Source organism: Synechocystis sp. LEGE 06083 (assembly GCF_015207725.1).
Classification (GTDB): domain Bacteria; phylum Cyanobacteriota; class Cyanobacteriia; order Cyanobacteriales; family Microcystaceae; genus Synechocystis; species Synechocystis salina.
Map to the genome: position 1 here is coordinate 1 of NZ_JADEWJ010000189.1, position 7670 is coordinate 7670.

Annotated in this window: 8 protein-coding genes and 1 pseudogene; 3 read left to right on the top strand and 6 right to left on the bottom strand. The window is 47.7% G+C overall.

All coding sequences use genetic code 11. The annotated features are described in order from the left end of the window. The 3 genes from IQ219_RS13780 to IQ219_RS13790 all read right to left on the bottom strand — a co-directional run. Nucleotides 1-461 (bottom strand): hypothetical protein (locus tag IQ219_RS13780; protein WP_194072988.1); only part of this gene is annotated, 461 nt, incomplete at its 3' end. Between the two features lie 222 nt (nt 462-683). Beyond that, nucleotides 684-3797: a UPF0182 family protein gene (locus IQ219_RS13785; protein ID WP_194072989.1), complete on the bottom strand. Its 3114-nt coding sequence runs from the start codon at nt 3795-3797 to the stop codon at nt 684-686. Further along, nucleotides 3733-3984, bottom strand: a complete 252-nt coding sequence (locus IQ219_RS13790; RefSeq protein WP_190597233.1) for a hypothetical protein — start codon at nt 3982-3984, stop codon at nt 3733-3735. The genes IQ219_RS13785 and IQ219_RS13790 overlap by 65 nt, the downstream gene beginning before the upstream one ends. Nucleotides 3985-4010: 26 nt before the next feature. Here IQ219_RS13790 and IQ219_RS13795 point away from each other — a divergent pair, with 26 nt between their 5' ends. The 3 genes from IQ219_RS13795 (at nt 4011) to IQ219_RS13805 (ending at nt 5550) form a co-directional block, all read left to right on the top strand. Continuing rightward, nucleotides 4011-4187, top strand: coding sequence for a hypothetical protein (locus IQ219_RS13795; protein WP_194072990.1), 177 nt, complete (start codon nt 4011-4013; stop codon nt 4185-4187). Between the two features lie 56 nt (nt 4188-4243). Beyond that, nucleotides 4244-4534: a PepSY domain-containing protein gene (locus tag IQ219_RS13800; protein WP_228017094.1), complete on the top strand. Its 291-nt coding sequence runs from the start codon at nt 4244-4246 to the stop codon at nt 4532-4534. A 206-nt stretch (nt 4535-4740) separates the two neighbouring features. Beyond that, on the top strand, nt 4741-5550 hold the full coding sequence (locus IQ219_RS13805) for an A24 family peptidase (RefSeq protein ID WP_194072991.1): 810 nt from the start codon (nt 4741-4743) through the stop codon (nt 5548-5550). 140 nt (nt 5551-5690) lie between these two features. Here the strand turns inward: IQ219_RS13805 and ychF are convergent, their stop codons facing one another. The 3 genes and pseudogenes from ychF to IQ219_RS13820 form a co-directional block, all read right to left on the bottom strand. Further along, nucleotides 5691-6782 carry a redox-regulated ATPase YchF gene (gene ychF, locus IQ219_RS13810; protein WP_190597239.1) on the bottom strand — a complete coding sequence of 364 codons (1092 nt, stop codon included), beginning with the start codon at nt 6780-6782 and terminating at the stop codon, nt 5691-5693. 137 nt (nt 6783-6919) lie between these two features. Next, a complete protein-coding gene (locus IQ219_RS13815; protein ID WP_194072992.1) occupies nt 6920-7342 on the bottom strand; it encodes a hypothetical protein in 423 nt (140 codons plus the stop codon). A gap of 63 nt (nt 7343-7405) precedes the next feature. Further along, a pseudogene (locus IQ219_RS13820) lies at nt 7406-7670 on the bottom strand (glycogen debranching enzyme); the annotation flags it as partial.

Genomic DNA, 7670 nt, shown 5'->3' on the forward strand with positions numbered 1-7670 from the left:
GCATGGACGTAAAATTCCTCATATGAAATTTGTTCTTCCATACGATAAAAAATCTGTCCGTAAGATTCCTTTGGGCTATCTTTAACAAACATTTTGATTAATTGATATGCCCCCAGGGCAAAAATTCCCCCAGTCACAGCCATAGTTCCCATGCCAATGCCAAAAGCTGTTCCTCCTATAGCAACTCCAACATTGCCTAGGCTAGCTCCAAAACCAGCGCCCAGCACCGATCCCATGGTAGTTATTCCGAGAACCTTAACATCACCACTTTCAATGCCTTCTAATATTGAGGCGATCGCCGCTCCGGCCAAAGCACCACTCACCACAATTACCGGAGTTCCTACGGCCATGGCTCCGAAACTACCGACTAAGCCAATATTACCTACCTGACTGGCAAATATTTGTCCTCCAGTAGCCCCTAGAATTACAAAATTCGATTCTCCAGTGAGATTAATTGGCATACACACTTGCCTCAAATTATGTCAGTTTAATCTGTGTCCTTGGGTAAGGGAGTGCTTTCAGAAACTTTTTGAAAAATTAAGTTTTCGGAGTTAGATTGTTAGATTTCTCCTTGCGCCCCTTGATGAGATATAAATTTTGGCCGCAGTCTCTTCTGTCAAACCGTAGCTTCAGTGGCATGGAGCCATTGGTTTAAGCTGGTTTGAACTTTGTAAACTTACCCCCTAGTTAGATTCTTCATTAATACCTCCGCTATTAAGGTCATTAACAGTGTCATCCAGGGGGCGAACAATTGCGTTTCTTCCAGTTGGGTTAGGGTCAAAAATGGCGTCTATGGCTTCATTTAAGCTTTCTGCCATGACAATTTGATTACCATAAACCACCACTACCCGAGCGAGAGTGGGCAAACTATTTTTTTCAGCTTCCAGATAAATTGGTTCCACATACAGTAAGGATTCTTCAATGGGAATTACCAGTAAATTACCCTGAATAGCCCGAGAACCTCGACGATTCCACAAACTAATCCGTTCTGAAATCACCGGATCTTGGTTCACTAATGCTTCAATTTGTTCCGGTCCATAGACTAGCCTTTCCTTGGGTAGGGTATAGAGCAACAATTTGCCATAATTTTGTTCATCACAACGGGCAAAGAGCAAGGCAATCAGGTTATTACGGGCGTTGGGAGTGTAAACCTGGGAAAGAACAAACTCTTCTTCTTTGGCATCAATCCCTGCCAATTTCATAATTAAATAATAGGGCGCAATGGGTTGTTGCTCATCAGCATAGGTTTCCTGGGGAATGCGCCATTGGTCTTCCCGATTGTAAAATACGTCAATATCCTCCATGTGGTAAGTCAATAACCGCTCCGATTGGGTACTGAACATATCCACCGGATAACGAATATGACTTTTTAAAGTGGCGGGCATGGAGCTAAAAGGTAAGAATAATTCGGGAAATATTTTTTGCCAGGCATTAATTAACGGATCTTGTTTATCAATGGTAAAAAGCCGCACATCGCCGTTGTAGGCATCTACCAAAATTTTGACCGAATTACGAATGTAGTTAAAGTTACGCCCCGGTTGGTTAGCATCTCCTTCCCCCGGATCGGAATAGGGATAGTAGTTGCTGGTGGTGTAGGCATCAATCAACCAATAAAGGGTGGAATGTTCTTCTCCTTTTACTTTGGCTGTTACTAAGTAAGGATCACGGTCAAAGCGTAAAAAGGGAGCAATGTGGCGGATGCGATGGTTAATATTACGACGAAATAAAATTCTGGTATCAGGCTTAAAGTTCTCCGTGAACAGCATTTGCCAGTCCCGCAAATAAACGGCAAATAATAATTTTCTGATGGGAGAATTCAAAAAAATGCCACCCCGACCGTCATAAAAGTTGTAAACGTTTTCCTCGCCACTGGGAAAATCTAGTTCAGGAATGGCGGTATTGGTCATGATGTAGTTATCAGTAATCTCACCAAAATAAATGCGGGGCTTACCGATGGGAATACTGGTGCGGATCAGTTCACTGGAGGTGCGCAGAGCGCCTTCGTTTTCGTCAGTACCAATATCTTTGACAAAGTAATAGGGCAAACCCCCTTGGTCCACTAGATTAACGGGGGAAAGGGTGAAACCGTAGCCGTGGGTATAGACCAAATGTTTGTTCACCCAGGTTTGGGCCTTTTCTGGCACAGCGGTGTAGTCCAATTCCCTGGGGGCAATGAGAACCTGTTGTTTGGCGGTGCTGATGGTTTGGGTGTCGTCTTTTTGCACCCGGATGGTGTAGCGGTCTAGGTCAGCATCAACGAATTTATAGTAAAGCCGAATTTGTTGTAGTTGCCGATTGGTTTTCAGCAGGGTGATGGGGTCCCAAAGGCGGATATTGTCCAGGGTGAGTCGGTTTTTTTCTAGACTAGCCGGGGTGAGTTGGCCACGACCACTGAGGGTGGCGGGCTGAATAATTTGTAGGTTAAAAGCTTCCCTGGTGGCGGCGATGTTGCGGGCAAGATAGGGCCTTTCCCTGGTGAGTTGATTGGGTTGCACCACCAACAGTTCGATCGCCCAACCGCCCAGGTTTTGCAGTAGCAGAATTAAAAGATAAATAGACATCGGCAACCAGAGGCCAATGAGGGGTAACTGTCCCCGTCGCTGGGGAACACTGTTTCCTTTCCCTAGGGGCCAACCTTTAAGGCTCAACCATCCCGACCAAAGGGCGATCGCCACGCTGAAAACTACTAGCCCAGTTTCCACGGGTAAACGCCAATGAACATCAGTGTAATTGGCTCCATAGACAACGCCATGGTTAGCAAACAAATAATCGTAACGTTTTAACCAATGCTCCACGGCTAGGGTGGCGGCCAGAGCGGCGACCAAGGCACTTAGATGTCTCAACTGAGCTGAGGAAAAGCCAGGAAATCGTCCTTCCGATAAACTATTACCGGATTTAAGAATAATTAGAGTTACCGCCAACAAACTGAAGAGAAATAGTCCCCGCCACCAACTCTCTAGCAACTGCCAGAGGGGAATTTGGAAAATATAAAAGCTAATATTGCGGTGAAATTGGGGATCAATGGCATTGAAGGACTGACTGTTAAAAGAAAGCAACAATCGAAACCAGTTGCCCGACAGCAACAGTCCCCAAACCCCACTCAAAATAAAAACTAAGCCTGGTAATAGCCTGGGACCCCGTAATACACCAATGAGGGCTAAAACTCCGGCCAAAGCCGTTGCTCCTAATTGGGCAGGCCCATTGCCGAAATTGGTAAACAGCAAATGAAGCCGAAAGGGTTGGGGCACCGCCGGGGTGATATTGGGCAGGGTATAGTCTGGGGTCCACACTTGAATGGTGATGAAAACGTAATACATCACTAGGGCCACCAGAATTAGCTGTAGGGCAATAATCAGGGGCAGTAGAACGGGTAATTGTAGAGAACGGGAATGGGCTTTTGGTCCCACCGGCGGCTCGGGCATGGGCAAGTAACGGGAGCCGATCGCCACAGGCACTGGTGCAGAGGCAGCTTGGGCAAGGGCAAGGCTTTTCAGTTGGGCTTCCTCGTGGGCCAGACGGTTAGCGATTTTGACCTGGAAAACGACAAAGGCCCAGGAAATAAAGCCTGCAACCAATGCAATGCTCCCCTGCCAGCGCACTCGCTTCCAAAAGACGGACTGGAAGTTTAACTCTCGGAACCAGAGATTTTCCACATAGATGCGGGCAATGACTTCCAAACCAACCCAAGCGATGGCCAGAACAATCGCCACCTTGACCCACCCTTTCATGGCCCTAACTCCCTTGTTTAGCGGTGAACCACTGGGAAAGTTTTTTGATCCCCCAACTACTGATGGCACCCAAAATCAAAATACTAATGGCGGGATTGAACAGGGGGAGCCAGAGTTTTTGCCAAATTTGATAGCCCAAGGGAATACCAGTGGATTCCCCCACCACAGCGATGGCAAACCAGAAAAAGCCCAGTAGCACCAGGAATACATCGGCAATCAAAATACGGTCTAGCCAGGTTAATAGTAAAGTTTTCATACAATTTGCATCCAATCCAGATAATCATGTCGGCGACTGATTTCTGCTTAGCGGTGGGACCGGGGCCCCCAATTGATACCCATGGCAGGTATTTGTTTCCCATCTTAATCCTTTGGTGGATGGCCTCCGTTAACTGGCCGATTGGCCCCAGAGAGTGGGCGATCGCCAAGCTGTTAACCCCCTCCTTGGTAAACCAACCATGACGGTCTAGGTTGGAAAAACTAATGTGTTGCTAAAACTTCCCTTGGAGAAACTAACCATGATGAATGCCATCAAACAAATTAGCTATTTTCTAGCCGGCGTGGTGCTGATGGAAATGACCCTCACCGCGGCGATCGCCAGGGCCGATGACCGGGATGTGACGGCCCAGGAAAGACAGAGAATCGTCCAAGTACTCAATGCCATGGGCTGTAATTCCTTTGATGATGCTGAGTACGAAATCGACAAAAAACGTTTTGAAATTGACGATGCAGTTTGTGCCGACGGGCGGGAATATGAAATTTATCTAGATACCAATTATCGAGTTATCAAGAAGGAATTGGATGACTAACCCTAGTCAATCAGGAAAAAATTGGGCTTTTCAAAAACAAAACGGACTACATTTGTTTTAGAACCTGTTCGTCAAGTCCAATTCTGCTCCTTAAATTTTCTAATGCCTTAATGTCGGGGGACTTTAAGTTTTTCCCGTCAAATAGGGGGTAAGGAGGCTTGGCAAACACCACCTTAAATTTTTGACTTTCCTTAGCCGAAACCAGCATGGATCCCCTGATTGCTCCCCTTGCCTTCCTGCTTGCCATTGCCCTGGGCTCTGCTGTGGGTAGTTTTCTCAACGTGGTGGCCTATCGCTTACCAGAGGGTTTATCCCTGGTGCATCCCCCTTCCCGTTGTCCCCACTGTGGCCACCCACTCGGGCCAAAAGAAAATGTGCCAGTGGTGGGTTGGCTTTGGCTACGGGGTAAATGCCGTTGGTGCCAAGTCTCTATTTCCTCCCGCTATCCCCTGGTGGAGGCTGTTACGGGTTTATTATTTGCCCTGACCTGTTGGCGTTTTGGTTGGCAGTGGCAAATCCTCGGCTACTGGACATTAATTAGTTTTTTAATTGCCCTAACTTTAATCGACTGGGACACCATGACCCTGCCCAATAGTCTCACTAAACCAGGACTGGTGCTGGGGCTATTATTTCATTTACTGCTGGGTTGGCAGAGCGGCAATTGGATTATTCCCTTGGTGGAGGCGATCGCCTCGGCGGTATTGGGGCTATGGCTGTTTGATTTGATCCGCATGGGGGGGAGTCTATTGCTCGGCAGGGAAGGCATGGGGGACGGCGATCCCAAATTAGCGGCTATGGTGGGAGCTTGGTTGGGCTGGCCATCATTGCTCTTGACCACATTCATTGCCTGTTTATTTGGTTCCATCTATGGCGGTTTAAAGCTACTGCTGGGCACATTGCAACGGCGACAGGGTTTTCCCTTCGGCCCCTTTTTGGCGATCGGTGCCCTCGTCAGTCTCTTTTGGGGTGAAAAATTGATTACTAGCTACTTAAACTTTGTGACCCCACAATTTTGAACTTTTGGGTGTCGTTATTGCTTCTTACAGCGGTTACAGTACTTGAATGAAACAGTAAAACCTTTGCAAAAGTGGGTTTACCGCTCTTCTATCAGAAAAGGGAAGATGGAAGAGTGATAATTCCGAGTGGGGATCGAAACCTAAACGTTGAAGCGGAAGAGCAAAACATCTCCTTCCTGCACCACATATTCTTTGCCTTCACTGCGTACCAAACCCTTTTCTTTGGCTCCTTGCATACTGCCACAGCTAATTAAATCTTCATAGGCCACGGTTTCTGCCCGGATAAAGCCCCGCTCAAAATCGGTGTGAATTACTCCCGCCGCTTGGGGAGCTTTCATACCACTGATGATGGTCCAAGCCCTGGTTTCCTGGGGTCCCGTGGTCAGGTAGGTGCGTAGCCCCAGCAGTTCATAGGTAGCTCTAATTAAGGATTTTAATCCCCCTTCCGTCACCCCCAAGCTAGCCAAAAAATCCTGTCGTTCTTCCTCCGGCAATTCAATCAGCTCCGATTCCACTTGGGCCGAAATCACTACCACTTTTGCTTCATCCTTGGCGGCGATCGCCTTTACCTGTTCCACCCAATCATTGCCGCTGGCCAAATCATCCTCGGTGACATTGGTGGCATAAATGATTGGTTTGAGGGTCAGTAAACCCAGGGATTTAATTAATTCCTGTTCTTCCGCCGTTAGCCCCACCCGCCGCGCCGGGATGCCTTCGTTGAGGGCGGTGACTAATTTTTCCAGGATGGCCACTTCTTCCAACAAGTCCTTATTGCCCCGAGCTTGCTTGCGACTGCGTTCTAATCGTTTTTCCACCTGGGCTAAATCCGCCAGTACCAACTCTAGATCAATCACCTCCACATCCCGCACCGGATCCACCGAACCCGCCACATGGATAATGTCATCGTCATCAAAACAGCGCACCACATGGACAATGGCATCCACTTCCCGGATATTGGCCAGGAATTGATTACCTAACCCTTCCCCTTTACTGGCCCCCGCCACCAAACCGGCAATATCGACAAATTCCATCCGGGTGGGAACTACCTTGATTGATTGGGAAATCTCTGCCAATTTCCCCAGGCGATCGTCCGGCACAGATACCACCCCCACATTGGGTTCGATGGTGCAGAAGGGGAAGTTGGCCGCTTCCGCCTTGGCATTGGCCACCAGGGCGTTAAAGAGGGTAGATTTTCCCACATTGGGCAGACCAACAATTCCAGCTCTAAGCATAATGTCTAACTATTTTGAGGATGACTATGGGGGGCAAAACAGTCTCCCATCGTACCAAAATCAGGTGGGCACTACATCACATTGGCAGTCTCCCACAGTATTAAACCGCTTGTGATTTTAGTGAACTTGATGCAAATTCACGGGAATTTATAGACAATACCACCGGACTCACTGGCTTCAAATGTGGCATTAAATTCGATCGCCTTTTGGTCTAAATATTCCTTGGCTTCCTTACCTTCAATTTCTGCGGCCTTGCAAAATTCCAGCACGGTAATAGTGTTGTCATTTTCTTCTAGAACTTGAAAGAAAATTTTTCTGAGGTTCTCCGAGGCTTCCATGGTTATTTTTTGTCGTTGCTTTCTGCCATCATGGACTGCACTCCAGAGTAGCCCACCCCCCAGGGCACTCATCGGTAAAGCAAAAATCATGAGGGCCGCTGCGGCTCCATCCCGGTCCTCCTGGGACTTGGTGGAATCAAATATTTCCACCACACAGTACAGCCCTAAAGGCAATCCCAAAGAGAGCAAAAGAAAGGCCAAAATCTGCTTAATCAGTTTCATTATTTTAGTAAGCTGACAAAAGTGAAATTGGGCAAAAATTCAAGCAACACCTCCATTGAGGCACTATTTTGCCATTAATACCACCGATGAGCGGGGTTGGACCCAATATTGATCGCCCTTGATAGGAGGAGCAATTTCTGGCTCTTGGAAATCCGCCGGGGTGGGCAGATAGGTATCCACCAGTCGGTGCCACACCATACCATCATTTAAAGGGGGCAACTCAAAACTGAGGGGTTCCCAATAGGCGTTAAAAATTAGATGCAAAATTTCCTTGGCTGCTGGATAGAATAGCGTGGCGGCCAAGGTGTGGGAAGTATAGGACCAATCG